General features: G+C 62.1%; 29 protein-coding genes. 17 read left to right on the top strand and 12 right to left on the bottom strand.

Annotated elements, in window-relative coordinates:
* Positions 1-22: 22 nt before the first annotated feature.
* The 8 genes from AC6JA3_RS03940 to AC6JA3_RS03905 all read right to left on the bottom strand — a co-directional run bounded on the left by AC6JA3_RS03940 (position 23) and on the right by AC6JA3_RS03905 (position 4,198).
* Positions 23-358: a PRC-barrel domain-containing protein gene (locus AC6JA3_RS03940; RefSeq protein WP_347782630.1), complete on the bottom strand. Its 336-nt coding sequence runs from the start codon at positions 356-358 to the stop codon at positions 23-25.
* Complete coding sequence (locus tag AC6JA3_RS03935; protein ID WP_347782629.1) at positions 345-767, bottom strand: hypothetical protein; 423 nt, start codon at positions 765-767, stop codon at positions 345-347. Before AC6JA3_RS03935 ends, AC6JA3_RS03940 begins: the two co-directional genes overlap by 14 nt.
* Positions 764-1,999 carry an NRAMP family divalent metal transporter gene (locus AC6JA3_RS03930; protein WP_347782628.1) on the bottom strand — a complete coding sequence of 412 codons (1,236 nt, stop codon included), beginning with the start codon at positions 1,997-1,999 and terminating at the stop codon, positions 764-766. The genes AC6JA3_RS03935 and AC6JA3_RS03930 overlap by 4 nt, the downstream gene beginning before the upstream one ends.
* Positions 1,996-2,466 (bottom strand): hypothetical protein, encoded by a 471-nt coding sequence (locus tag AC6JA3_RS03925; RefSeq protein ID WP_347782627.1) that lies wholly within the window; start codon positions 2,464-2,466, stop codon positions 1,996-1,998. The genes AC6JA3_RS03930 and AC6JA3_RS03925 overlap by 4 nt, the downstream gene beginning before the upstream one ends.
* Entirely contained in the window at positions 2,463-2,666 is a 204-nt protein-coding gene (locus AC6JA3_RS03920; protein WP_026541994.1) for a hypothetical protein, read from the bottom strand. Before AC6JA3_RS03920 ends, AC6JA3_RS03925 begins: the two co-directional genes overlap by 4 nt.
* 118 nt (positions 2,667-2,784) lie before the next feature.
* A complete protein-coding gene (locus AC6JA3_RS03915) occupies positions 2,785-3,048 on the bottom strand; it encodes a hypothetical protein (RefSeq protein ID WP_223943734.1) in 264 nt (87 codons plus the stop codon).
* On the bottom strand, positions 3,045-3,203 hold the full coding sequence (locus tag AC6JA3_RS03910; RefSeq protein WP_167332882.1) for a hypothetical protein: 159 nt from the start codon (positions 3,201-3,203) through the stop codon (positions 3,045-3,047). The genes AC6JA3_RS03915 and AC6JA3_RS03910 overlap by 4 nt, the downstream gene beginning before the upstream one ends.
* A 230-nt stretch (positions 3,204-3,433) precedes the next feature.
* Positions 3,434-4,198 (bottom strand): IclR family transcriptional regulator, encoded by a 765-nt coding sequence (locus tag AC6JA3_RS03905; RefSeq protein WP_026541996.1) that lies wholly within the window; start codon positions 4,196-4,198, stop codon positions 3,434-3,436.
* A gap of 113 nt (positions 4,199-4,311) precedes the next feature.
* Between AC6JA3_RS03905 and AC6JA3_RS03900 the strand changes: the two genes are divergently transcribed.
* The 13 genes from AC6JA3_RS03900 to AC6JA3_RS03840 all read left to right on the top strand — a co-directional run bounded on the left by AC6JA3_RS03900 (position 4,312) and on the right by AC6JA3_RS03840 (position 14,288).
* Positions 4,312-5,691, top strand: coding sequence for an SLC13 family permease (locus AC6JA3_RS03900; RefSeq protein ID WP_347782626.1), 1,380 nt, complete (start codon positions 4,312-4,314; stop codon positions 5,689-5,691).
* A 25-nt stretch (positions 5,692-5,716) separates the two neighbouring features.
* Entirely contained in the window at positions 5,717-6,952 is a 1,236-nt protein-coding gene (locus tag AC6JA3_RS03895; RefSeq protein ID WP_347782625.1) for a CaiB/BaiF CoA transferase family protein, read from the top strand.
* The gene (locus tag AC6JA3_RS03890) at positions 6,949-7,791 is read left to right on the top strand and encodes an enoyl-CoA hydratase/isomerase family protein (RefSeq protein WP_347782624.1); all 843 of its coding nucleotides are present in this window, start codon (positions 6,949-6,951) and stop codon (positions 7,789-7,791) included. The genes AC6JA3_RS03895 and AC6JA3_RS03890 overlap by 4 nt, the downstream gene beginning before the upstream one ends.
* A 65-nt stretch (positions 7,792-7,856) precedes the next feature.
* Positions 7,857-8,447, top strand: coding sequence for a nucleoside/nucleotide kinase family protein (locus AC6JA3_RS03885; RefSeq protein WP_347782623.1), 591 nt, complete (start codon positions 7,857-7,859; stop codon positions 8,445-8,447).
* 32 nt (positions 8,448-8,479) lie between these two features.
* Positions 8,480-8,947 (top strand): MarR family winged helix-turn-helix transcriptional regulator, encoded by a 468-nt coding sequence (locus AC6JA3_RS03880; RefSeq protein ID WP_347782622.1) that lies wholly within the window; start codon positions 8,480-8,482, stop codon positions 8,945-8,947.
* Between the two features lie 25 nt (positions 8,948-8,972).
* A complete protein-coding gene (locus tag AC6JA3_RS03875) occupies positions 8,973-9,386 on the top strand; it encodes an ester cyclase (RefSeq protein ID WP_347782621.1) in 414 nt (137 codons plus the stop codon).
* 144 nt (positions 9,387-9,530) lie between these two features.
* Positions 9,531-9,737: a hypothetical protein gene (locus tag AC6JA3_RS03870; RefSeq protein ID WP_026546963.1), complete on the top strand. Its 207-nt coding sequence runs from the start codon at positions 9,531-9,533 to the stop codon at positions 9,735-9,737.
* A 10-nt stretch (positions 9,738-9,747) separates the two neighbouring features.
* Positions 9,748-10,203, top strand: coding sequence for a hypothetical protein (locus AC6JA3_RS03865; protein ID WP_347782620.1), 456 nt, complete (start codon positions 9,748-9,750; stop codon positions 10,201-10,203).
* Between the two features lie 165 nt (positions 10,204-10,368).
* Positions 10,369-10,710 (top strand): hypothetical protein, encoded by a 342-nt coding sequence (locus tag AC6JA3_RS03860; RefSeq protein ID WP_347782619.1) that lies wholly within the window; start codon positions 10,369-10,371, stop codon positions 10,708-10,710.
* A 217-nt stretch (positions 10,711-10,927) separates the two neighbouring features.
* On the top strand, positions 10,928-11,890 hold the full coding sequence (locus AC6JA3_RS03855) for a hypothetical protein (RefSeq protein ID WP_347782618.1): 963 nt from the start codon (positions 10,928-10,930) through the stop codon (positions 11,888-11,890).
* Between the two features lie 145 nt (positions 11,891-12,035).
* Complete coding sequence (locus tag AC6JA3_RS03850) at positions 12,036-12,539, top strand: RNA polymerase sigma factor (protein WP_026546967.1); 504 nt, start codon at positions 12,036-12,038, stop codon at positions 12,537-12,539.
* A 122-nt stretch (positions 12,540-12,661) separates the two neighbouring features.
* Complete coding sequence (locus AC6JA3_RS03845) at positions 12,662-13,411, top strand: hypothetical protein (RefSeq protein WP_347782617.1); 750 nt, start codon at positions 12,662-12,664, stop codon at positions 13,409-13,411.
* Positions 13,412-13,940: 529 nt separating this feature from the next.
* Positions 13,941-14,288, top strand: a complete 348-nt coding sequence (locus tag AC6JA3_RS03840) for a hypothetical protein (RefSeq protein ID WP_347782616.1) — start codon at positions 13,941-13,943, stop codon at positions 14,286-14,288.
* Positions 14,289-14,381: 93 nt separating this feature from the next.
* On the opposite strand, the gene AC6JA3_RS03835 is transcribed toward AC6JA3_RS03840, so the two are convergent.
* The 3 genes from AC6JA3_RS03835 to AC6JA3_RS03825 all read right to left on the bottom strand — a co-directional run bounded on the left by AC6JA3_RS03835 (position 14,382) and on the right by AC6JA3_RS03825 (position 16,300).
* A complete protein-coding gene (locus AC6JA3_RS03835; protein ID WP_347782615.1) occupies positions 14,382-14,600 on the bottom strand; it encodes a hypothetical protein in 219 nt (72 codons plus the stop codon).
* A gap of 207 nt (positions 14,601-14,807) precedes the next feature.
* Positions 14,808-15,266, bottom strand: a complete 459-nt coding sequence (locus AC6JA3_RS03830) for a T6SS immunity protein Tdi1 domain-containing protein (RefSeq protein WP_347782614.1) — start codon at positions 15,264-15,266, stop codon at positions 14,808-14,810.
* 299 nt (positions 15,267-15,565) lie between these two features.
* The gene (locus AC6JA3_RS03825) at positions 15,566-16,300 is read right to left on the bottom strand and encodes an NUDIX hydrolase (protein ID WP_347782613.1); all 735 of its coding nucleotides are present in this window, start codon (positions 16,298-16,300) and stop codon (positions 15,566-15,568) included.
* A gap of 107 nt (positions 16,301-16,407) precedes the next feature.
* On the opposite strand from AC6JA3_RS03825, the gene AC6JA3_RS03820 reads away from it, so the two are divergent.
* The 3 genes from AC6JA3_RS03820 (at position 16,408) to AC6JA3_RS03810 (ending at position 19,374) form a co-directional block, all read left to right on the top strand.
* Entirely contained in the window at positions 16,408-17,427 is a 1,020-nt protein-coding gene (locus tag AC6JA3_RS03820; RefSeq protein ID WP_347782612.1) for an SPFH domain-containing protein, read from the top strand.
* Positions 17,428-17,436: 9 nt separating this feature from the next.
* On the top strand, positions 17,437-18,339 hold the full coding sequence (locus AC6JA3_RS03815; protein ID WP_347782611.1) for a diacylglycerol kinase catalytic domain-containing protein: 903 nt from the start codon (positions 17,437-17,439) through the stop codon (positions 18,337-18,339).
* A 282-nt stretch (positions 18,340-18,621) separates the two neighbouring features.
* Positions 18,622-19,374 carry a hypothetical protein gene (locus tag AC6JA3_RS03810; RefSeq protein ID WP_347782610.1) on the top strand — a complete coding sequence of 251 codons (753 nt, stop codon included), beginning with the start codon at positions 18,622-18,624 and terminating at the stop codon, positions 19,372-19,374.
* Positions 19,375-19,465: 91 nt separating this feature from the next.
* Here AC6JA3_RS03810 and AC6JA3_RS03805 read toward each other — a convergent pair whose 3' ends face one another.
* Positions 19,466-19,855 carry a hypothetical protein gene (locus AC6JA3_RS03805; protein WP_347782609.1) on the bottom strand — a complete coding sequence of 130 codons (390 nt, stop codon included), beginning with the start codon at positions 19,853-19,855 and terminating at the stop codon, positions 19,466-19,468.
* A 229-nt stretch (positions 19,856-20,084) separates the two neighbouring features.
* Between AC6JA3_RS03805 and ggt the strand changes: the two genes are divergently transcribed.
* Positions 20,085-21,920, top strand: a complete 1,836-nt coding sequence (gene ggt, locus AC6JA3_RS03800) for a gamma-glutamyltransferase (RefSeq protein ID WP_497919904.1) — start codon at positions 20,085-20,087, stop codon at positions 21,918-21,920.
* Positions 21,921-21,947 lie beyond the last annotated feature (27 nt).

The following is a 21,947-nucleotide window of genomic DNA, read 5'->3' as shown; positions in this document are numbered from 1 at the left end:
TAGTAAAAGGCCATTCGAGGCCTTAGGGTTCCACCGCGGAACCGTAAGCTTCGAACCCCGGACGCAGCTTCACTACCCGCGGCCCCATGCTCGCAATGTCCTCCCACAGCACCAGGAACGATCCCCGGTGCCACCACCGCAGGAGCTGCGCCACGGGCCAGGGCTGGGAGATACGCTGGCGCTCGAAGCCCAGGAACGAGGACGCGGTCCGGGGACTCACCACGATCCCCACCATCCTGGCCTGGCTCAGGAGTTGCCCCGGGGCGGCGTCAACGGCGAAACGCACATCCGACACTTCGCCCAGCCGCTGCCCGTCGCTGTCCACCACGTCGCTGCCCAACATGTCATTCAGGATCATGGCGCCCGCCCGGGATCCGCGCGATGACATGGTTCCGCAACCACCGCTCCACCCATGATGCATCCAGCGAGTCCGAGCGGACGCCCAACGTCACCACAGTGTCCACTCCTGCCACCACACTCCACGGAATGCGGATCAACCTGCTCGACGGCGGCCTGCCGCCGAAGATGCGGGTCCCCAACACCGGCCCTGTCAGGAAAGCCGTGATGCGCGGCGCCTCAGCGCCCTCCGGGATCAACTCGTCCGGTTCGGGGCCGCTCAGCTCGATATCGTCCACAGTGGTGACGGGGACGCCGTCGACGTCCAACATCTGCCGGTCCAGCAAGTGCAACTGGGCATCGAGCACCAGTCCTGCCGGCCGCGGGGCAGGCCTGATGGTAGGCGGTTGGATGCGTTTGGCCTTACTCACGCTCCTGCTCCTGCTCCTGTCGCAATCATCAGGGGAATGGCCGCCAGGGAAGCCACCAGAATGATGACCAGGTAGACGAGCCCGGCAATATTCACGGCCCTGTTGTTCACGTGCTTGCCCATGTATTGGGGGTCGTTCGCCACAATCAGAATCGGCAGGTACGTCAGGGGTAGGGCAATCGCGGAGAAAACCACTGAGTACTCCGTCACCAGGATGGGATCGACCCCCGTTGCCAGAACAGCAACACCAGCCAGCAACACCACCATCATGGCCACGTGGAAGCGCGAGGCCTCCGCAGGGCGGCGGAACTTGCCCCACGGCCATCCGAAAAACTGCGCCAGCGTGTACCCGCTCGAAAGCGTCGTTTCCAACGCCGCACCAAAGGTTGCAGCCACCACGCCAAGGATCAGGACAGCCAGCGCCAGCTGCCCGCCCGCCTGCGCTACCGGCAATGCCACCTGCGACAACGTAGTGACGCTGATGCCGGCGGGCAGGAGCACGACGGCGGCGCAAGCAGCGATCGCCAGCGACAGGAACCCGCCCAGCGGGAAACCCAGGAGGACATTGATGCGCGACTGGACCAGGTCTTTGACCTTCCAGCGTTCCTCTACGGCGCCGGAGGAAAAGAAGAACACCTCATAAGGCGTCATGGCAGCTCCGAACAGGGCAATGGCGTAATACCAGTACGTGCCGGCACCCTCGCTGCCCGGAACTGAAGGAGAAAACGCCTGCCCGGCCAAGGCGCCCCAGTCCGGTTTCAGGAGGAAAAGAGCCACCGCAAAGACCACCAGGGACAGGCCCACAAGCCCGGTGACGTTCTCCATGATGGAGAACTTCACCCGCCAGATCACCAACCACACGGCCAGCAGGGCAAACGGGACCCAGAGCATGTAAGACACACCGCTCGCCAGCTGGAGGGCCAACGCGATGCCGCCTATCTCCGCCGTGACCGTCATGAGGTTGATCAGGAAAGACGCGCCCAGGTTGGCCAGTCCGGCCCTTGGTCCCATCCGTTCACGGATGACCTCGAAAGTGGCCCGGCCCGAGACAGCCGCTACGCGCCCGGACATGTTGGCAAACAGGCAAATACCCACGACGCCCACCACCACAACCCATGCCAACGACAATCCGAAACGCGAACCCACCACGGCATTGGTCACCAGGTCCCCGATGTCGACAAAGCCCCCGATCGCTGTCAGGATGCCTAGCGCAACACCGAGGAGCCGCTTCACTGGATGCCGGCCTTTGCCATGAGACGGTCCAACTGCCCAGTGGCAACGCGGAGTTCTTCCCGCACTGCCGACAGTTGGGACTGCCCCTCCCCAGGGCCGATGGCCGGTGCGCCCAGGACGTCCCGGGCGTGCAGGAGGGCGCGGGAAATGGTGGAGAAGGATGCCAGCAGATCGTTCCGTACTGCGCACTCATCCTCCAGCGGGGCCTTCACGCCATGGACTTCATGGGTGGCCGACTCCACCTCGCCCAGCATGTCATCCACGGCGGTGGAGGAGGCGGCCGCCGTCGTGCTGTCCTCCATCCTCAGGTCCACCGCGAGGCTGGCCGCCCGGATTGCCGAGGAAACATCCTTGGCGGGGCGTTGCAGTGCGTCGGCGGCAGACGCCGGTGAGCATCCAGTCAGCACTCCGGTCATGACCGCCAAGGATGCGAGGAGAACAACCAGGCATCGCGCGGATCTGCTCATGACGGCTGCGGAACCTCACAGCCGCCCTGCGGGTCCAGGCCCGTGTAATTCAGGGGGCCCGCGACAATATTCAGGGCTATGGTTGCAAACTGCGAGCACTGGGCAGGCGGGGCACTGAAATAACCCCGCTGGCCGGCCGCAATTGCGCCGATAACGAGCCAAACAACAACGATCAGCCCGATGATTGAACCGATACGCATTTCTTCACCCATCGCAAAACGTGCAAATTCACGGAATTAGTGGCGAAGGGCAGGAGAAGGTTCACCAACAGCGCAGCCGCGGACAGGAAACCTCCCGTCCGCGACCATGCTGTACCGATCAATCCGTGGGATTTGGTTCGGTGGTCAGACCACGGTCGTCCGCGGTCCCTTCGTCCTTTTCTTCTGCCGGTCCCGGCGGGTTGGCTGACTCGCTGGGACCCGCGTCGACGGCGTCGTCCGTGCCTTCGGGCGACGCATCGTCTACGGGTGCCCGGCCGCTGGATTCAGGCGCTCCCGGGTCCCTGGGGATGGGGTTTCCGGGGGTCGTGGTTCCATCGCGAACCTGGGCAAAACCGGCTACTTCACTTGGATCAGTGGTCATACGCGCGACCGGCCACGGCCAAGGACCCAGCCCAGGAGGGCCAGCACCAAGAGGATGATTCCCACCCACAGCAAGAAGCTGAGGGCTTGGTTGAATCCACCCACAAGGAGCAGGATGATCGCGATTACGCCGGCGATTACTAAGAGTGTGTTCATTGAGCTACGCATCCCTTCAATAAATTGTGTCTATTCAGGAAGGCGTCCGCTGGTACCCCACAACGGGGCGCCACCCATGCCAACGGGCACCGATCGAAGAAATAGTTCTCCATATCGCTTTAGTACCCCTCGGAAACAGGTTCAAACGGAACCGATACTCCAAGGAAGCACGTCCACAGCATCATGATAAGCGCGCATTTGTGTTTCGGCGACGTATTTTGAAAGGAAACTTAGTAGCCCTTGGCGGAAAAGGCTCCGAGGGCGCGGCTGATCTCCCGGGCGGTGCCGGCGGCGGCCTCCCCATATTCCTGATACTTGTCCGGGACAATCCTGCTGGAGGGGCCGGAGATGGAGATGGATCCGGCTGCCACACCACCGGGGCCGAGCAGGGGAACGCCTATGGAGGTAATCCCCGTACTGAGTCCTTGCTCGTTGATGGAGTACCCGCGGGCGCGGGTGTCCACAATCATCGTGCGAAGCTGCGCGGGGTCCACCACGGTTTGTGGGGTCAGAGCTTCCAACGGGCCGGCCAGGTACTCGTCAACGAAAGCCTCGTCGGCAGCGGAGAGGTAAGCCATCCCGGTGGAGGAGGCGTGCATTGGCAGCCTGGAACCCAGGGGCAGGAACGCCCTCAGGACGTGCGGGGTGTCCAGCCGTTCAATGATGAGCATGTATCCCCGGTCCGGAACCGCCAGGTGGACGGTTTCCGTGGTGTCCAGCTGAAGTGCGTTCAAGGGCCCCATGGCGGCGTCGCGGATTACCGATCCGCTGCTCCCCCGGCTGGCAACAGCGAACGCATGGTTGGTCAGCACCCACTTGCTGGACTGGACCTCGGACTGCGCCACCCAGCCCAATTCGGCCAGCGTCCTGAGCATGCGGAGCACGGTTGCCTTGGGAACGTCCACCTCACGGCTGAGCTCGGACAGGCCGGCAGGCTGATTGTCCGAGACCGCCTCCAGCACCCTGATGGCCGTGACGACGCTCTGCGTACTCATGCAACCCTCCCGCTTGACCCACTACTTCCAGTGCCCTACATTACAGGCGACTTCCCAAAATGAACCGTTGGTTCATCCAGTGAACCGAAGTAGTTTGATTGGAGACCGGGCCTATGGAATTACAGATACTCGCCTTGGCCATCTTTGTGGGCGTCTTCGTCCTGGCAACCCTGCGCAAAGTGCACATCGGAGTGCTCATGTTCGCAGCGGCAGCAGGCGTCGGCGTCTGGATGGCCGGAATGACCATCGAAAAGGTGGTGGCAGGTTTCCCCATCGGGATCCTTGTCCTGCTTGTCGGTGTGACCTACTTCTTCGCGATCGCCCAAGCCAACGGGACCATCGATCGCATCATCGAGATGGCCATCGCCAAAGTGGGTGACCGCGCTTTCTTCCTGCCCTTGGCCTTCTTTGCCCTCACTATCGGCATCTCCGCCATGGGTTCACCGTTGGCTGGACTGGTCATGGCCCCCATCGGCATGCCTCTGGCCAAGAGGTACGGCATCGACCGCATGCTCATGGGCCTGGCCATCGGTTCCGGCCTCAGCGCCGGAGGATTCGCACCCACCAGCCTGTTCGGCATCGTCACCTACGGCACCGCAAGGGCAGCCGGAATTGATCTGGATCCACTGGTCCTCTTCAGCGTGGCCCTGGGTACCAACATCCTGCTGCTGGCTGCCGCCTATGTCCTCTTCGGCGGGTTCAAGCTGCTCCACACCCGCACGGCTGACGGTTTCGGCACCAACGTGCCGCGCTTCAGCGCAAGCCGCCCGACGCCGTCGCACCCTTTTGAGCGCGAAGGCAACATTGCGCGGGGCAAGCAAGCCGCCGAACAGGCCGTCCAGGTCCTGGACGAACCGGCCCCTGAGCCGCAGCCTTCACGGCTGAACCGCAACCAGATCATCACCGTGCTGTGTATGGCCGGACTGGTTGTGACCGTCATCCTCATGTCAGTTCTCGGTGCAAGCCCGGACATCGGCGTCCTGTGCTTCGCTTTCGCCTCGGTCCTCACGCTCTGCGATCCCCTGTCCGGCAAATCAGCTGTGACCAAAATCGATTGGTCCACAGTCCTCCTGGTGGGCGGGATCATCACGTTCGTCGGAGTCCTTCAGACCATGGGAGCCGTCTCTTTGCTCGGCCAAGCAGCCGGCGCCGTCGGGACGCCGTTGCTTGCGGCACTGGTGATTTGCGCTATCGGCGCCCTCGTCTCGGCTTTCGCTTCCACCACCGGGATGCTCGCCGCCCTGGTGCCCCTGGCACTTCCGCTGGTGGCCTCCGGAGACGTCGCCGGGTGGGCTGTCATTGCCGCTCTGGGCGTGTGCTCGTCGATTGTTGACGTCTCGCCGTTTTCCACCGTCGGCGCCACGTTCGTGGCCACGGTCGACGCCGATGAACGCCCCCGCATCACCAGGCTCCTCACCCGTTGGGGCTTGTCCATGGTGGTGGCAGGGCCGCTCCTCCTGGTAGGCGCCTTGGTGCTGCCATCCAGCCTCTGAACCCTTTACAGACAGGACAGAAACCATGCTTCAACCACTCCGCGGAATCACCGTGGTCGACCTCAGCCGTGCCCTCGCCGGACCCTATTGCACCGCGCTCCTTGCCGACATGGGCGCCAGGATCATCAAAGTCGAGAGCGTCAACGGTGGCGATACTGCCCGTCAATGGCCCCCGTTCCAGGACGGTCACAGCCTCTACTTCGAGTCCGTCAACCGCAACAAAAGCTCCGTGTGCCTGGATTTCTATTCGGCCGAGGGACGCGAAATCCTGGCCGGCTTGATTGCCGACGCCGATGTCCTGGTGGAGAACTTCAAGCCCGGAACACTGGAGAAAATGGGCTTTCCGGCATCCCGGCTTGAGGAACTGAACCCCGGGCTCGTGGTGGGATCCGTTACCGGCTTCGGCAACACGGGCCCCCTCAAGGACGACGCCGGACTGGACCAGGTCATCCAGGGAATGTCCGGGCTGATGTCCGTCACTGGGCCTGGACCTGGTTCGGCATACCGGGTGGGCGTACCGATCGTGGACATCACCTCCGGAATGGTCTGCGCGTTCGGGATCGTGGCAGCGCTTTTGGGGGCACGGAACGGCGAGCGCCCGGGCCGCGTGTCCACTTCCCTGCTGGAGACCGCCCTGAACCTGTCCGCCTTCCAAGGGCAAAAGGCGCTCAGCCTCGGCGAAGCACCTGCTCCCCAGGGCAACAACCACCCCGTCATCGCGCCTTATGGCATGTTCGCCACGGCCACGGAATCCATCAATATCGCCGTGGGCAGCGAGAAACAATGGCGGGCTTTCTGCGGGCTGCTGGGAATGCCCACCGCCCTGGAGGATCCCCGTTTCATGACCGGCGCGGACCGCTCGGCCAACAGGGACCAGCTGACGGAGCTCATAGAAGTTGCCCTCTCCGCCAAGCCCGCGTCCGAGTGGGTCCCCCTGATCAGCGAGGCAGGCATCCCCTGCGGCCCCATCTACAACTACATCCAGGCGCTGGCCTCTGAGCAGGTGGCGGCCTTGGGGCTCGTCCAGCACGGCCAACGACGCGACGGATCACCCCTGCCCCTTCTCCGCGGCCCGCTGACCCTGGATGGCGAGGCCAGCGAAATTCTGTCCTCCCCACCGCTGCTGGGCGAGCACACCGCCCAGATACTCATGGAGCGTGGAATGACGCTCGACGACGTCACCCGGCTTGAGCGCGAGGGCCGCCTTGTCTGCGCACCGGCTTCCGCGCAGGTACCGGAAACGATGGGAGCACAGCGATGACTGTTATGTCCCCTGCGGCAACTGCCCGTCCCGAGGTTTCCCGCGCGGGCCACATTTCCCTTTCCGTGGTTGACGGCGTGGCCACCGTGGAAATCAGCAACCTCTCCCAGCGGAATGCCCTGACCCGGGCCATGTGCCGGGAGGTACAGGAGTTGATGCCGCGGTTGGACGCCGATCCCGACGTCGCAGTTGTGGTGCTGCGTGGGGCGGGCAATACGTTCTGCGCAGGGGCGGCCATCAGCGAACTAGCGTCAGTGCTGATCGATCCTCAGGCGGACGGTTCCACCGTGGATCACCTCAGCGCAGCCGATGCTGCCATCGCTTCAGTGTCCAAGCCAACGGTGGCCCTGGTGGAGGGTGCCTGCATGGGTGGCGGCTGGCAGATTGCCTCGGCCTGCGACTTCATCATCGCCAACGATCAGGCCGTCATTGGGCTGACCCCTGCCAAGATCGGCATCATCTACCCGCGGCCCGGTTTGGAACGGCTCATCCGGCAGGTGGGTCATGCCAAGGCGAAGTACATCCTCCTCACCGGACAGACGTTCAGCGCCACTGAAGCCTGCGCGCTCAGCCTGGTGGCCGACGTCGTGCCTTCCGAATCTTTTGAGGAGAAGTGCGCAGCGCTGGTCAGTACGCTCCGGAGCCGTTCGCGGTTCTCGATTCACGCCATGAAGCGACTCGTGGATCTGACGGATGTTCCCGGTTCCAGTCTGGCGGTCATTGAGCAAGAGTGGGCTGAGGCGTGGTCCGCGATGCCGGATAGTCCTGACATGGGGATCGGCATCCAGGCCTTCCTGACACGGGAGCAACCCCAGTTCCGGTGGCAGCCCGGATCGTGAGCCCAGCCACACCTCGGGACAAGAGGGCACCTCCCTTCGTTGGTCAGGAAACGAGGGGAGGCCTCATGCTCATTGTTCTGACAGGAATTGACGGTTCAGGAAAAACGACGGCGGCCCGCGCCTTGGTTGAATCGGCTCGCGCTGAGGGGCGGGATGCCCTGCTGCTCGCCAACCACGCTGCCCGTCGGCGACTATCCCTGTGGTCCGAGCGGTTCGGGTGGAAGCTGCCACCCCGCGCTGCCGACATCATCGAGACCACCGTCCGGCTCTTCAACGTGCTGGTCAACCATGCCCGAGCCCACAAGTTCGACGGGTTGGTGGTGATGGACCGCCATCTCCACTGCCAACTCGCGCTGCGCCAGGCCAACGGGCTCGGCCGAGGCAGGCTGATTCCATGGCTGCTTGGGAAACTGCCCACACCGGACCTTGCGGTCCATTTCGACGTCGATCCCCGCCTTGCCCACCAACGGGTCACGGCCCGCGGGACCGACAACGAGACCATTGCTGACTTGCAGGCCTTCCGTTCTGCGTACCGTTCGCTGCCCGAGTTCGATGACTTTGTGGTGGTGGACGCCGGCGGGACCCCGGAGCAGGTGCTGGCGGGGTTGAATGGGCTCGTCGCAGGGATCGGAGCCACAAGCATTCCAAGGAACTAGGTTCCATGGAAACTAAATGCTAGGCTTCCGATATGACCAAGGGCATCGAAACCCGTTCCCTGTACCCCCTTTTCAGTGAACTGACCCGGTTGGAAACGGAACTATGGGACGGGCTCGATAACACCCTTCGCAAAGAGCACGGCCTCCCGATGAGCAGATTTGAGCCGATGGCTGTCATTGACCGATTGGGGGCATGCCGGGTTTTGGACGTGGCCACCGCTCTTGCGATTTCAGTCGGCGGCACCAGCAAGCTCATTGACCGCATCGAAAAGTCCGGTTATTGCCGTCGGAGAAACAATCCGGATGATCGCAGGTCCTCCCTCATCGAGCTAACCGCTGAAGGGCGCACCATCCTGGAACGTGCCCGGAAGACAGTTGACGCCGAACTTGAACTGCGGCTCGCTCCGGCGCTGAGCCAGCAGGGCGCTGAGGAACTGATGGAACTGCTGAGACGTCTTCGAGATGTCAGTCCGATGGCTGCAGCCGAGCGATACAGCTGACCCGCTAAGTAAAGGAAGCAAGCAAATGACTGAAGAACTTCGTGAACGCATGAACCGTTTTGTTGAATTCATCAATACAGCCGATGAGCAGATTGGTGATGAGATCATTTCACCATCGGCCACGTTCCATGTGCCCTTCCTGCCCGAGCCGGTCCAGGGCCCGAGCGGCTACCTCCAAATCATCGGGATCATGCGGCAAGCTTTTCCCGACGTCCAGTGGTCACTGGAGGAGACCGTTATTGAAGGAAACACCGTCGCCGCGCGATTCACGCTCCGGGGCACCCACCAAGGAGAATTCCTGGGCATAGCGGCAACCGGTAAAGCTATACAAGCGCAGGCAATGAACATCTATCGCTTCGTGGACAGCCAAATCAGTGAAGAACACGGCCTCCCTGACCTCTTTGGGCTCACGATGCAGATCCGTCCTGCCGACGGGTAGGCTCGCGTGCCCCTGGTGAGGTCCGCTCCTTTGCGGGAGCCTCCTCGGACTTGTTCCTCTGGCATTCGACTGTTTGACTTGTTCCCTCCCGCCCGCCGGGTAGGCTCGCCCCATGCCAACTACGGCGTTTTTTGGGGGGATTTCATGAGTGCCAAAACCAGACGCAGCCTGCTGGTCTTCGTGTTCGGATTCGGGACGTACGTTGCTTTACTGAGGCCTCTGGGCTTTATTTATGCCCTGCTGATCGGTTTCGTCGTAGTTGCGGCGGTTCTATATGTTGATCGGCTGGTGCAATTGAAACGTGCGCAGAGGAATTCACTGAGCGAAACGCACGATCTTGAGCGGCAGTAGAACGCCAAGAATGATTTCGGAGGCCGGGATCAGCCGCGGCTCTCAGAAAGTCATCGCAACTGTGGTGGGCCTGCTGTGCGTCTTCATCATCGTGACCGCAATTCCCAGTGGTGTCCTGTTGATCAGCGCAGGGCTGGTTGTGCTCATTGCGCTTCTGACGGTCTCAGTACTTCGCATCAGGGTGACCATTGAAGCCACGGAGCAGAACTTGGTGTTCAGGTGCAGGCCGTTCTACTCCAAGACGATCCCGCTGGAGGACATCATCGATGCCTCCCCGGCGCCGTCCAGTTCCCTGACCGAAGGCTTCGGCGTCCGATACTTGGGCCAGCGAACGTGGGGACTGTTGGTCGGCGGTCCGGCCATGGTCGTGGAGACCCCCACCCGCACGTGGTTGATCTCCACGCCTGACCCCGAATCCACAGCCACGGCGGTCCTGGCCCACGTTGGCAAAATGAAGGACAGATGACTTCCAAACGGTATGGCAGTTTCGGCCAGCCCGCCTTTCAGTTCGGAAGGCTAGGCTAGGGCTTCACCATCCTTGGGGGAATGAATGGCACGTGTCTGGAAGCTTTGCTGCGCAATGGTTATTCTCTTTGCTTTGTCCTCCTGCGCTCGTCCAAGCATCGAGGAAATGGGCCAACGGACCATCCGGGAACGCGCTGCAGAGGGCATGGAGTGGTTCACCCAATTCACTGCCAACGTAGATACATCCGACCGGGATCAGGTGCGCTCACGGTTGCAAGGAGTAAGTGCTCCCTACTCGTTCGGCTGGGACCCCGACGGCAACTTCTTCGCCGACCGGTACTACCGCGAACATCTCACCACCAGTGGTGGCTGGTGGGCGGAGCAGCGGACTGTCAACGCATGTGTCCGATACACGGCGAATGCCGGGGGTCCCGTCATGGCTTCGGTCGCCTGTCCGGACGAGCCTCCATTCACAGATTGGGTCGACGAACACGTCACCATTCCTTGAATGGATGGGCCGGCATGTTCCGGTAAAAGTTCCCCTTGGTGCGCTGCAATGCCCTTTTGAAGACCGGCTTACGGGCTTTGAGCGGCCCTCCCCCGTGGAAAAGAATCAGGTTTCGAAAAGATTTTGGAGTCGGGTGTAATTACTCGTTCTTACCTGGAAACAATATGTGTGAGCAGGCTGATCTGCTCGGCTCGTCCAAGGGGGAAGGAACCCAGCCATGAAGTACCGCCGATCCGACTACGCGAAGTTTGCCACGCTCACATCGCTTGCACTTGCACTTACTCTCACTGCCTGCACGCCGGCTGCACATGTGGCTGCAACGTCAACCACAGCTGCAGCTTCAGAGGAAGTCCCGGCCTTCACACTGCCACCGGCTGTTTCCGTGGAAGAAGAGATTCCCTCCGCCGGATCCGGGGCTGTTACGCAGAACGATGAGCCTGCCACGGCCGCTGTTCCGGCACCTGCAGCAGTCACACCGGTTATTGCGACGCCGTCAAGGTCAACTTCGGTTTCAGTGCCGGCAGCACCCCTTGTCCCTGCCCAGCCTACGGTCCCCGTTTCAGAGGTGGCCACTCCGCCGGCAGTCAACGTAGAGGCGCCGGTTACCCCCGTTGTCCCCTCAACACCGCATGTCTCCCCTAGCTACGGGAATGGCACGTTTACCTTCCCGGACGGCCACATCTCCTTCGATGTGCCCGCAGGCTGGAGTATTCAGGTGGAGCAGGATTCGTATAACGAAAACGCTGAAAATCCCGGTGGAAAAGAGAATTCGCTGGTGGCCTACATCTTCGACGAGACCGGCGGCAAGGTTGCCCATATCTCCAGCGGAGGTACAGGGGGTCTTGTTGGAGGACCAGTCAACCGCAAAATCCTCGACTCCCAGGAACTTGGCGCGTTCCACAGCCGCGATGGCGCTTCGCACTTCGTTTTCGTTCGGGATGACTATCCCTCCCCTGATTTTCCGGTCCGTTACTACATGGGGGTTGTTGCTGATTACTTCATGACGGAAGGCCCCGGCAGCACTTCCCTGAACAGCTTCATGATCATGCCGAACGGCGCAGCAACAGCGGTCGCCGAGATCGACGCGTCCATGACGGCGGAAACCGCTGAAACGTGGATGAAAACGGACCAATACGTCAAACTGCGGGCACTGCTGACCAGTCTTCGCTACGCTGCCTGACCACGCGCTCCAGATGCCCGGCAAGTCAACCAGAGGCCTGCCGGGCATCTCTTTTTAAGTTTTCGTCAGTTATGTAAGAAACAGCCTCCTGCCGGAAACTAAGTGTTTGAATCGTCAAGAGCTAGCCCGGGGGAAAGAAATAAAGATGTTGGCTACCAGAGAGCAGGAACTGAGTGCTCTTCATGCTGAACACTTCAGCCGCATCTACCAATACATCGCGTATCGGATTAATGACCGGGAACGGGCCGAGGAGCTGGCCAACGACGTGTTCCGGATCGTATGGGAAAAAATGCCGGCCGAACCGCCTGGCATTGGGTGGCTGATAGCGACAGCCCGGAATGTTCTGGGCAACGAATACAAGGGCCGCCGCCGCCGGGAAGAGCTTATGGTCCGTCTGGCAGAGGAGGTACGCGTCCAAAGCGCCGAGAGCAACGGTGACCATCAGGCTGAGGTCGCTGACGTGCTTTCCAAGCTCAAGGACCGGGACCGGGAGATCCTCATGCTCTCCTACTGGGACGATCTCAACACCGCCGAACTGGCAGAGAGCCTGGGATGTACGGCGTCGGCCGCGGCCGTCAGGCTTCACCGGGCCCGCAAGGCCTTCGCGAAAGCCGCCCCTTCACATCTCATGACAGAACGGGAAGTCTAACCATGGACCGCATCGAACAACTCATGAAGAACGCCAAACCTTCAATACCCGCCCCTGGAACAAGCCCGGGTGTGCTCCCGACCAGGTCGGAAGTCTTTTCCACCGACCCCGAGGTGGTGCCGATGGCTCAGCGCAGAACGCGCCGGACCCCCTGGGGCGCCACTGCCGGCGTGGTCCTCGCAGCCGCAGCCGTCGTCGGGGCCGTGGTGGTTGCCGGGAACCTGACGCCACAATCGGCGCCGGCGCCGGCAACCACGAACACAGCAACTGCATCGGCCACGGCAACGCCCACGGTGACACCAACACCAACAGTGACTCCGACACCTACATCGACACCAACGCCATTGTCGACGGCGGAGGCCACCACAGCGCCGACGCCGACTGTTCCGGTGATACCACCGGTTCAGGCTCCGACAACTACCGCACCGACAACGGCACCGGCCGGTCCCGCCCCTGGCGCTTGCGTACCTGCGAACATCGACATCCGCCGCAACGACCAGGTCCGGGCGATCAAACCCATCCCGGAACCGGAGCAGCAGTACTACACCGTGCTCGGTTGCGCTGAAGGCTGGCTGGCATACTCCATCTCCGATGCCGGTATCAAAGCCATCGGGCTGGACGGAGGCAATGTTTATTACAACCTCGCCAGATTGCAGGACAACGGACGGTACCTGTCAGACTTCGGAGAGAGGTGGACGAGCGTCTACAACTGGGAGTTTCAAGGCTTCGCGGTCCAGAACGACCCCGCCAAAAAGTTCGCCACCCCGCAGGGCTACATGGATGCCGAATTCGCCGCGAACGGCATTCCCGTCCGGCTGAGGGTGCAACTTGTTGGACCGGGCCCCGCCACACCTGGCGGAGCAACCCCCTAAAACAGAGAAACTACAGATGGAATCCATCAACACGCACGCTCTCGTGATGTTAGGTGTGGTGATCGTTCACCTCATCGGAGTGACGATCGTCGCCGCATCCGCCGCCGCAGTAATGACCGCAGTATCCACCGGAGCCCTCGCCGTACGCACCATAAGAAGAGCATGGACGTGGGTTCAGCCGCCCGTGGATCGAACCAGGAGACTCTGAAGTGACCGGCAGCGATTTCCAGCGGTCGTCGCACCAGTTTTCCTGTGAACGTGCCTGCTAACGGGCCAGCCCGAAAGACCTGGGTGTATGTGTAGCGTTTTAGGCGCCTTCACCGGGCATTTGCGGGCGGGTCTTACGGGAATCCGAATGCCTCAAGGCGTCGACGGCTTGGCGCGGAGCACCAAGCGAGTGCAGAGCGACCGGTGGAGGACCGGCTTCGGGCGCGCGCCCTAAGGCGTGTTGCCTGTGGCGACTGATGTATTTTTCAGATAAAGGATGGACGCGGTTGAGTTTGGTCGTTTAGCCAAAAGGATGAAAGCCATGCGCATGCCAGCACCGAACGACCTTGCTCACGCGCCGCTTTGGGAGATATACATCGTCGCTCAAACCGTGTCCGCCAGTCGCGGTCAGATCCCTAGACATGCTCTCGCGGTGGGTGTGGAGATCCATGGTGTCAAGATCAAGCTGCTATTCCAGCTCTCGCAGGTCACTGACGAAGATAAAACTGACATGGAGGACATTCTCAGTGAGCTTGAGGCCCTTGTCGGTCAAGACGTCGAGGTGGACTCCGCCTACGAGATTCGAAAGGAACGCCAAGTCTCACCGGATGGAAGAGACAATCTTTGGTGGGTTTTCCTCGCCCGGATCGATGAGACGCCATCTGAGTAGCCCACACCGACGCCTTCGGGAACTGTGCTTGCCTTTATCCGTGCCCGCGTGCCGATCCTTTACCGGACGTCCCTGTTCGACGAACTAAGTGGACTATTGGCCAGCATCTGCCACGCGGTACCGCGCTTGCGCGAGCAGCTCGGTGTAATTTGCTTCGAAGGGCGCGACAAGAACTGACTCAAGGTCAGATTGAATGTCCCACAGGACCCGTTTCTCGGCCTGATGAGTAACTACAGGGGCCTTACCGTCGTTCAAATGACATAGCCAATCGAACAACACCAGTGCTTGATCCTCGTCGAGTTCGATTGTCACCTGCCCTGGCATACCACGTCTTACCTTTCCCGACAGAACCTCGGTCCCTTAGTTTACCGCTGCTGTTGGCCCACCGCCGGGAGCAAATCCGGTGGAGGATCCGGTATCGGTATGTGTGCGTGTAGGGCTCCGACTCCGCCCGCCGGTTTGCCTAACTCCAGCTGCTGCCTTCGCCCGTACATCGCGGGCCGGGGACATACTTAGCGTCTACGTCAGTGAGACACCGCTAATGGGAGTGCCGGATGGAAGGTCCCGCACTCGGTCATGAATTTGACCGGCCAGGTTGAGCGCCACGACGAAGTCGCTCAATGCAACGTTGCTTAGTTCGGTTGCACCGCCGAGAACCGGAGGGATTTTGAAATCGTAAATCTCGAGTTCCCCGGGCTTCAGGCCGGCTTCATCGGCGCCTGAGGCCAGTCCAAGCATGAGGTACTCATCCTGACCGGCGCGGGAGTTTAGGGACTCGGAGAATTCCTTCTCCGTTGGCCATCGGTGGCTTAGCTCGCCGCCAACCACGTCAAGAAACCAGAATCCATCAGTGTTTTGTAAGAACACATCGCCAAAGGGCGATGTGAACAGCGGTTGTTTGCCCGCCAGCTCTAGAAACGTCCAGGACTCGAGAGCGCCCGCATAAGCGTCATTAGGAAAGCGACGGATTGGTTCCATGCTCTGACAGTACTGTGAGCGCGCTGCAGACGCCCATCCGGTCAGGGATCGGCTTATGCGTACGGGCCACTTCTGGACTTCTCAGTCTCTACCCGTGCACTGTACTAATCCTCGCGCCCTTAAGGGGCTTTGATTGTTGCTCCCCCAGGGTGCGGTGCCAGTACTGGCCGTCGATGCTCATAGAACGGAGTATTTGGTCTGGGCGTGGTTCCAACGATGATCATTGGTGCGTGAAGGTTCGTTCTCGCTGGCTCTACAACATCCTGAATCCCTACCCCCCAAACACAGCCCTAGCCGACTTAATCCCTCGGCCGCATCAGCGGCGGGTTCAGCACCGCACGGGCCGGGTGGCCCGGCGTAGGGCGCGCTTCGGGGGCGAGCCTGAACAGCGCAGCCGGGCGTCCGGCGTCGCCCGCTGTCATCCGCCCGGTGTCCTCGAGGAAGCCGGGCGTCCCGGTCGCTTTTCGGTGGAAGTTCCGGGGGTCCAGGCGTGTCCCCCACACAGCCTCGTAAACGGCCCGGAGCTGCGCGATCGTAAATTCTTCCCCACAGAAGGCCGCGCCCAACGGCGAGTATTCCAGTTTCGACTTGGCGCGTTCCAACGCGTCGTCGAGGATCCGCGGATGGTCAAACGCCAGTTGGTGCGTCCCGTCGAGGACCTCCCGCACCGGGTACCAGGCAGCTTGCTCGGCGTCGCTGCCGGCTGATAACACCGGGAAGTCCGGCGCGAGCAGCAGGTGCGCGACGGTCAGGACGTCGCCTCGGGGGTCGCGGCCCTTGGGGCCGTAACTCCCCAGTTGCTCCAGGTGCCCGGGAAGATGCTCGACGCCGGTTTCCTCCGCCAGTTCCCGACCCGCCGCTTCCAGCAGGTCCTCGCCAGCGAGCACGAAGCCGCCGGGGAGGGCCAGCTTTCCCTTGAAGGGCTCGATGAGCCGGGTGATGAGCAGGACGTTCAGCTGGCTGTTACGGACAGTAAGGGCGACGACGTCCACCGTCACCGGGAAGCGCTCGGGGGCGGAATGGGATGCATGCATGTATCAAGTGTAGGAAGTTATCGTCATGTTGACAATAAAGGTTCTGTCCCTCTATCGTTTAGTTATCGTCAAAAGGACGATAAGAGAAATGTGAAAGCGAGAACATCATGGCCACCATCAAGCGCTACCCCTGGATCAGCCACTTCCTTGGCAGCCCCACCGGATACGTCGTCCACCTTCAAAAGGGCGCCGTCAAACACCAGGGAGTGGGCCAAGCCTTCTTCTTCCGCCCCGCGAACTCCGTGTTGAGCGAGATTCCCGTGGACGACCAGGAGCTCCCTACCCTGTTCCACGCAATCACCCGCGACCACCAGGACGTCAGCGTGCAGGCCAACGTGACGTACCGCTTCATCGATCCCGTGGCTGTCTCCACCCGCCTGGACTTCGGCCTGCAGACCGCGGGCAAGGCACCGGCCACCGGACGCGAGCAGGTCTCCACGATCATCGGCCAGCTGTGCCAGAGTCACGCGATCGACCAGATCGCCACCACCACACTGGCCGAGGCACTCGAACGCGGAGTCAGCCAACTCCGGCTTGTCCTCACCGAGGCGCTGCGGGCAGATGCCCGGTTGCAGTCCACCGGCATCGAAATCCTCGGCGTGCAGGTGTTGGCCGTCCGGCCCGAAGCCGACGTCGAACGCGCCCTCCAGACGCCGGTGCGTGAACAGCTCCAAGCCGAAGCGGACCGGGCTGTGTACGAGAGGCGGGCAGTCGCCGTCGAGCGTGAACGCACCATTTCCGAGAACGAGATGGCGAGCCAGATCGAACTGGCCGTGAGGCGTGAAAACCTGGTAGCCCAAGAGGGTGCGAACGCCCGCAGGGCAGCGGAAGAGAAGGCCGCGGCAGGCTTGATCGAGGCCCAGGGCTCCGCTGAACGGCAGGGCATTGGCGCAGCGGCCGAGGCAAACCAGATTCGCCTCGTAGGTGAAGCCGCCGCCGCCCGCGAAGCCGCAACCATGGAGGTATACCGCACTATGGATCAGGCCACGCTTTTGGCACTGGCCTTGAAGGACGCGGCGGGCAGCCTGCCGAACATCGGGAACCTGACCATCACTCCGGACCTGCTCAGCGGAGCACTTGCGGGGCTGTTCAAGGAACCCGCCGCTACTGTTGAAGCCACCAAGTAAGGACCCATCATGGCCACCCCGCGCATCGTCATTGTCCACCGGCGGACCGAACTCCAGGAACTCCTGGACCGGCACGCCACCCGCGGCCAGGCCGAGTTCTTCCTCCGCACCCGCGGCCGCAGCATCCAGGACGTGCAGGACCGGCACGATCACCTCACCGCAGCCCTTGCAACCATCCGCGCTGCCGTGCCGTCCGATTGGCGTCAGGCCGAAGTGGAACGCGCAGACCTCAGCCGCTTCCTGCTCACCGCCGAGGACATCATCGCCGTAGTGGGGCAGGACGGGCTGGTGGCGAACGTCGCCAAATACCTGAACGGCCAGCCCGTCATCGGCATCGACCCGGAGCCCGGCGCCAACCCCGGCGTCCTGGTCCGCCACACTCCGGCGGCGGCGGCAGCGCTGCTGGCCACTGCCGACGTCGGACGGCTGCGCTGCCAGGATCTCACCACCGTGACAGCAACGCTCGACGACGGGCAGCAGCTTTCGGCCCTCAACGAAGTTTTCGTCGGGCACGCCTCGCACCAGTCGGCAAAGTACACCGTGACGGCGCCCAGTTTCACCCAACCCGGCGGGCAAACCGAGCGGCAGTCGTCGTCGGGCCTGATCGTTTCCACAGGCACCGGCGCCACCGGCTGGTGCGCTTCGATTGCCTTGGAACGCGGCGGACGGGCACTGCCGGCACCCACCGATCCTCGGCTCGCGTGGTTCGTTCGCGAAGCCTGGCCCTCACCCGTCACGGGCGCTTCACTGACGGAAGGTGTCCTGGAAGCCGGCGAAGCCCTGCGGATTACCGTGGCGTCGGATCAGCTGGTGGTCTTCGGCGATGGCATTGAGGATGACCGGCTGACGGCGTCGTGGGGGCAGGAAATCACGGTGCAGCTTGGGCAGAGGCCGCTGCGGCTGGTTGTTTGAACTTCCAATTAGTCCACTCGGTGTAGTCTTGGCGGTTGGCCCACCTCCTGGAGGCTGGGCACTCCATGTCAGACTCAAACGAGGAGCCTCGTGAGCCAGCCCGAGCAAACTGTGCAGCATTCCGTGCCGTCCGGGAAACCACCCAGTACTCCCGGACGTGACGCTCTGCGGGGGTGGCTGATAGGGCTTTTCGCCGGCGTTCTTGGCCTGGCGCCTTGGTGGATCACTGGAGCCACCCTACCGCTACAAAATTTGTGGGCTACCCAGGTTTTGCCAGCGCAGATGCCTCCCGCCCTGCTGCCCCTGAGCCAGTACGAGGCGACCACTATCCTGGCTCTTCTCACAGTTGGTGGGGGTGTTGCCGGGCTGGCGGTTCGCATCTGGTCGCCCGTTCGCCGTCGACTCGTTACGTGGTGCGCCGCATCCGGCGTCCTCGTGGTGCACTTCACCGCCACCATCCAGTCGTTCACGGTACTCAAAGAAGGGCTATTGCCTGGAAGCCTGTCCGGGCTTTACTTCGGAGGTCTTCTGGCCGGCGTTATCGGTTGCGTACTTGCAGCGCTGCTCGCGTTATTGCTGATCGCTTCACCTTCAACCGTCACGGCGACCATTGGGTTCGGACTCATGGCCATACCAGTCACCTCATGGGCCGTGGTGTGGGTAGTGAACGGTGTGGGATTCCTGAACGTACCAACCGCTGTCCCAACCGTTGCCCGCTGGGTGCCGGCCGTTTTGGTCGGTTGCGCGCTGGCTTGGTGCGGGCTCCGGCACGCCCGTCACGTGGTGGCTTGGGTGCTCAACCTTGTCTTCCTGTGGTTGCTTCCTGCACTCTTCACCTCGGTCCAATCAGTTCTGGGAACACGTGTACTCGCTGGAGATATCCCCGAGATGCTCGCGATGGGACGCGATGTCTTCGGCCAGGCCCTCGGTCCAGACGGAGCGGCACTTCCGACTCTTCTGCTGGCCTTGGGCATTGGTCTTGTAGGTGTCGGGGTTCAGGCTGTCGTTGCTCGGCGTTCCCCGGCTGCAGGCTAGTCCTGGTGGATGGTACGGACCATCCGGATGTCCTTTACGCCGTCTTCGACCTTCTCCGCCCCGTCGGCAACAATGGCTCAACGGTACCTACTCAGCGGATCGGTACCACCACAACCTGAACGTCGTCCTCGTAGAGGACACGTCCCGGGGCTGATGAACGAAGTTCCTGCCATTTCACGTCGTGACGATCCAAGAGGTCCAAATAGCCCGGGACCCTTGTCAGTAGATGAGCTGCGCTGGTTTTGAACCACGCTTGGGCGTAAGGGTTGATGGTGCGGTCATACACCGTGGGATCTATGAGGTTGGGATCAGGGTAAGCGGCGTCGTACCAAGCATTCGCGGTCTGCCACCACCGGTGATCCTCTTCGCTTAGCCTTCCGTCCTTCGCCAGTCCGTTGGCCAGGCCGAATATGCCGACGTAGATTCCGCGGGCATCTACTTGTGTCGACTGGTACCTGACGAATTCGGGAGCGGCATACATCAACTTATTTCCCTCGTGACGTTTCCAGGACACGTCGACCCGGAGTAGATTTCGAGCCTATATGTCCGGCGAGGCTGGTTTCTGAACGCCCACTCCAGCATCCCCGCCCAGTAACGCCCTTACTCCCAATCCGCCCCGAATTTCAACCGTTGTCCCCTCGCAGAGCCCCGGGGTAGGGTGACCAAACCGTCCACCCACATCACCGTCTGGAACAACTCTGGGAGAAACCATGACACATGTGAGACGTCAGCTGGCTGCCGTAACGGCAGCCCTGGCACTAACCGCGACGAGCGGGGCGATGGCCAGTCCGGCCTTCGCCGATCCCCGCGCAACCGACAAGAACGCTACGGCCACCGGCTACGGGGGTGCCGTGAGTACCGTGGATCCGGAGGCTTCCGCGGCAGCCATCGAGGTACTGAAGAAGGGCGGCAATGCAGCTGATGCCGCTGTTGCAGCTGCAGCAACCCTCGGCGTCACCGAACCCTACAGCGCCGGCATTGGAGGCGGCGGCTACTTCGTGTTCTATGACGCGAAGACCAAGCAGGTGGGCACCATTGACGGCCGGGAAACAGCTCCGGCGGGCATTAAGCCTGATGCCTTTATCGACCCTGCCACCCAGAAACCTTACAAATTCACGCCCGATCTGGTCACCAGCGGCGTCTCCGTCGGTGTCCCCGGCACGCCTGCAACGTGGGCGCGGGCCCTGGAGCGGTGGGGGACGGTGGGTCTGGACGAGGCTCTGAAACCCGCCATCAAGGTGGCAAACCGTGGCTTCGTTGTAGATGAGACATTCCGCCAGCAGACCCTGGACAACAAGGTCCGCTTCGACGCGTTCACTCCTACCCGCGACCTGTTCCTCCCCGGTGGTGACGCTCCCGCCGTCGGAAGCGTCTTCCAGAACCATGACCTCGCCGAGACCTACCGCCTGCTCGCCAAGGAGGGCACCGACGCCTTCTACGGCGGCCCGCTCGCGGAGGAGATCGCCAAGACCGTGCAGGCCCCGCCGAAGACTGCCGAAACCACGCTTCCCGTCCCGGTCGGATCCATGACCACCCAGGATCTTGCCAACTACAAGGCCCTGGACCAGGTCGCCACCAAAGTGGGGTACCGGGGTTACGACGTTTACGGCATGGCTCCTTCCAGCAGCGGCGGCACCACGGTGGGCGAAGCGCTGAACATCCTGGAAAACTACGACCTCAAAAGCATGAAGCCCGTTGATGCCCTGCACCACTACTTCGAAGCCAGCTCGCTCGCCTTCGCTGACCGCGGCGCCTATGTGGGCGATCCCGCCTTCGTCAAGGTGCCCACCACCACGTTGCTGAACGACGTCTTCGCCAAGGAACGCTCCTGCGAAATCGATCCGACGGCGGCCGCTCCCAAACCGGTAGCCCCCGGCAATATAGAGACGTACGACGGCGCGTGCCCGGCTCCCGTAGCGCCCCTCGCCAATGAGACGGATACAGAAAACATCTCCACGACGAACCTGACGGTCGCCGACAAGTGGGGCAACGTGGTGGAGTACACGCTGACGATCGAGCAGACCGGTGGCTCGGGGATTGTTGTACCGGGCCGCGGCTTCCTGCTGAACAATGAATTGACCGACTTCAGCACGGTCTACGATCCGAAGGATCCCAACCGGATCGAGCCGAACAAGCGTCCGCGTTCGTCGATGTCCCCCACCATCATCCTCAAAGACCAGAAGCCGTTCCTGGCCTTGGGCTCCCCCGGAGGGTCGACCATCATCACCACGGTGTTGCAGACCATCCTGAACCGCCTCGACCTGGGGATGACAGTCTCCGAGGCCCTCGCTGCACCGCGGGCCGCACCACGGAATGGCGCCACCGTCAGCTCGGAACCGGCCTTCATCGAGGCTTATGGTCCTGCGCTTGAGTCCTTGGGACATGACTTGGTTCCGGCCGGGGACGCCTTCACATCGGCTGCCGAGATCGGGGCTGCGACAGCCATCGAGTTCGGTAAAGACGGACAGATGACCGCTGCTGCCGAACCCACCAGACGTGGTGGTGGTTCAGCCATCGTGGTCAAACCGGTCAAACCGGGCAGGTAGCGGTTTGCGCCCCGCCCACATGCACTC

The sequence above is a fragment of the Arthrobacter sp. TmtSoilC79 genome, assembly GCF_059739405.1.
Note: the sequence above shows the minus strand (reverse complement) of the source record. Positions and strands in the feature narration are given on the sequence as shown.

What these genes read in the sequence shown, in the direction of transcription:
- AC6JA3_RS03940 (WP_347782630.1), bottom strand. Translation starts at nt 358, where the DNA reads ATGATCCTGAATGACATGTTGGGCAGCGACGTGGTGGACAGCGACGGG.
- AC6JA3_RS03925 (WP_347782627.1), bottom strand. Translation starts at nt 2,466, where the DNA reads ATGAGCAGATCCGCGCGATGCCTGGTTGTTCTCCTCGCATCCTTGGCG.
- AC6JA3_RS03920 (WP_026541994.1), bottom strand. Translation starts at nt 2,666, where the DNA reads ATGCGTATCGGTTCAATCATCGGGCTGATCGTTGTTGTTTGGCTCGTT.
- AC6JA3_RS03915 (WP_223943734.1), bottom strand. Translation starts at nt 3,048, where the DNA reads ATGACCACTGATCCAAGTGAAGTAGCCGGTTTTGCCCAGGTTCGCGAT.
- AC6JA3_RS03910 (WP_167332882.1), bottom strand. Translation starts at nt 3,203, where the DNA reads ATGAACACACTCTTAGTAATCGCCGGCGTAATCGCGATCATCCTGCTC.
- AC6JA3_RS03905 (WP_026541996.1), bottom strand. Translation starts at nt 4,198, where the DNA reads ATGAGTACGCAGAGCGTCGTCACGGCCATCAGGGTGCTGGAGGCGGTC.
- AC6JA3_RS03900 (WP_347782626.1), top strand. Translation starts at nt 4,312, where the DNA reads ATGGAATTACAGATACTCGCCTTGGCCATCTTTGTGGGCGTCTTCGTC.
- AC6JA3_RS03895 (WP_347782625.1), top strand. Translation starts at nt 5,717, where the DNA reads ATGCTTCAACCACTCCGCGGAATCACCGTGGTCGACCTCAGCCGTGCC.
- AC6JA3_RS03890 (WP_347782624.1), top strand. Translation starts at nt 6,949, where the DNA reads ATGACTGTTATGTCCCCTGCGGCAACTGCCCGTCCCGAGGTTTCCCGC.
- AC6JA3_RS03885 (WP_347782623.1), top strand. Translation starts at nt 7,857, where the DNA reads ATGCTCATTGTTCTGACAGGAATTGACGGTTCAGGAAAAACGACGGCG.
- AC6JA3_RS03880 (WP_347782622.1), top strand. Translation starts at nt 8,480, where the DNA reads ATGACCAAGGGCATCGAAACCCGTTCCCTGTACCCCCTTTTCAGTGAA.
- AC6JA3_RS03875 (WP_347782621.1), top strand. Translation starts at nt 8,973, where the DNA reads ATGACTGAAGAACTTCGTGAACGCATGAACCGTTTTGTTGAATTCATC.
- AC6JA3_RS03870 (WP_026546963.1), top strand. Translation starts at nt 9,531, where the DNA reads ATGAGTGCCAAAACCAGACGCAGCCTGCTGGTCTTCGTGTTCGGATTC.
- AC6JA3_RS03865 (WP_347782620.1), top strand. Translation starts at nt 9,748, where the DNA reads ATGATTTCGGAGGCCGGGATCAGCCGCGGCTCTCAGAAAGTCATCGCA.
- AC6JA3_RS03860 (WP_347782619.1), top strand. Translation starts at nt 10,369, where the DNA reads ATGGGCCAACGGACCATCCGGGAACGCGCTGCAGAGGGCATGGAGTGG.
- AC6JA3_RS03855 (WP_347782618.1), top strand. Translation starts at nt 10,928, where the DNA reads ATGAAGTACCGCCGATCCGACTACGCGAAGTTTGCCACGCTCACATCG.
- AC6JA3_RS03850 (WP_026546967.1), top strand. Translation starts at nt 12,036, where the DNA reads ATGTTGGCTACCAGAGAGCAGGAACTGAGTGCTCTTCATGCTGAACAC.
- AC6JA3_RS03845 (WP_347782617.1), top strand. Translation starts at nt 12,662, where the DNA reads ATGGCTCAGCGCAGAACGCGCCGGACCCCCTGGGGCGCCACTGCCGGC.
- AC6JA3_RS03840 (WP_347782616.1), top strand. Translation starts at nt 13,941, where the DNA reads ATGCGCATGCCAGCACCGAACGACCTTGCTCACGCGCCGCTTTGGGAG.
- AC6JA3_RS03830 (WP_347782614.1), bottom strand. Translation starts at nt 15,266, where the DNA reads ATGGAACCAATCCGTCGCTTTCCTAATGACGCTTATGCGGGCGCTCTC.
- AC6JA3_RS03825 (WP_347782613.1), bottom strand. Translation starts at nt 16,300, where the DNA reads ATGCATGCATCCCATTCCGCCCCCGAGCGCTTCCCGGTGACGGTGGAC.
- AC6JA3_RS03820 (WP_347782612.1), top strand. Translation starts at nt 16,408, where the DNA reads ATGGCCACCATCAAGCGCTACCCCTGGATCAGCCACTTCCTTGGCAGC.
- AC6JA3_RS03815 (WP_347782611.1), top strand. Translation starts at nt 17,437, where the DNA reads ATGGCCACCCCGCGCATCGTCATTGTCCACCGGCGGACCGAACTCCAG.
- AC6JA3_RS03810 (WP_347782610.1), top strand. Translation starts at nt 18,622, where the DNA reads ATGCCTCCCGCCCTGCTGCCCCTGAGCCAGTACGAGGCGACCACTATC.
- AC6JA3_RS03805 (WP_347782609.1), bottom strand. Translation starts at nt 19,855, where the DNA reads ATGTATGCCGCTCCCGAATTCGTCAGGTACCAGTCGACACAAGTAGAT.
- ggt (WP_497919904.1), top strand. Translation starts at nt 20,085, where the DNA reads ATGACACATGTGAGACGTCAGCTGGCTGCCGTAACGGCAGCCCTGGCA.